This is a genomic window from Paenibacillus plantiphilus (assembly GCF_927798095.1).
Taxonomy (GTDB): Bacteria; Bacillota; Bacilli; order Paenibacillales; family Paenibacillaceae; genus Paenibacillus_Z; species Paenibacillus_Z plantiphilus.
Map to the genome: position 1 here is coordinate 1 of NZ_CAKMMF010000088.1, position 478 is coordinate 478.

Sequence of the window (478 nt, forward strand, 5' to 3'; positions counted from 1 at the left end):
TTAGCGGTGTGCTGCAAGCTGCAGCTAGCGATGAGATTCATGTCTATGAAAGTGATGGCGGGAAAGAAAAGACATTATTCAAAGGTACGATCAGCACGGTGCAGACGAAGCATGCCAACGGGGTATATGAAATCGAGATAGAAGGTCTGTCTGGAACCTATCTGATGGATATGAAGCGTCATCGACGTACCTACCAGAACACAGCGATGTCCTATGCGGCGCTGGTTCAGAAGGTGGCCGGTTCGTATTCTGGGCATCAGGTGCTTAGTATAGTCGGAGATGGGGTGAATCTGGGATCGCCAGTGATTCAATATGATGAGACAGACTGGGCGTTTCTCAAGCGGCTGGCGAGTCATTTTAACACGGTGGTTGCCTGTGATATATGGGATGCCAAACCAAGGTTATATTTTGGAATGCCGAAAGGGAAGCGCTTCACATTGCCGGAGGAAACGCCTTATATGGCAGGCAAGGATCTGCT

1 protein-coding gene is annotated in these 478 nt (G+C 49.4%); it reads left to right on the forward strand.

The window, feature by feature from the left end; translation table 11 throughout:
- On the forward strand, nucleotides 1-478 hold a 478-nt coding region (locus L6H65_RS26480), incomplete at both ends, for a contractile injection system protein, VgrG/Pvc8 family (protein ID WP_253074665.1).